Below are 269 nucleotides of genomic sequence, written 5' to 3'. Positions count from 1 at the left end.
GGAACGACGAATACGAGGCTCTCCGGGCCAAATGGCCAGATGTCGAAACGCTCGAAGAGCGCAAGGCACTGGCCCGCGAGATGCAACGGATTTGGTGGGACTTCGTCGGCGACATTAGGCTGGGTCACTATTTGTGGCCAATTGCGCGCCGTAAAACTCTCACTGGTCTCATCGAGATGCCGCAGCGTGTCGCGATGTGGAACATGCAGAAGGCCTGAGCGCGATGGCCGCTTATGTCCTTCGAAGGATGATCTCGGCCATCGCCGTCA

Annotated in this window: 1 pseudogene; it reads left to right on the top strand. The window is 58.4% G+C overall.

Annotation, left to right across the window (positions count from 1 at the left end):
- Positions 1-218, top strand: a pseudogene (locus ACFHWW_RS34540) (ABC transporter substrate-binding protein); the annotation flags it as partial.
- Positions 219-269: the final 51 nt, after the last annotated feature.

This window comes from Sinorhizobium sp. P24N7, assembly GCF_042436655.1.
In the GTDB taxonomy this organism is placed as follows: domain Bacteria; phylum Pseudomonadota; class Alphaproteobacteria; order Rhizobiales; family Rhizobiaceae; genus Sinorhizobium; species Sinorhizobium meliloti_A.
This window is presented reverse-complemented; position numbering and strand designations above follow the sequence as displayed.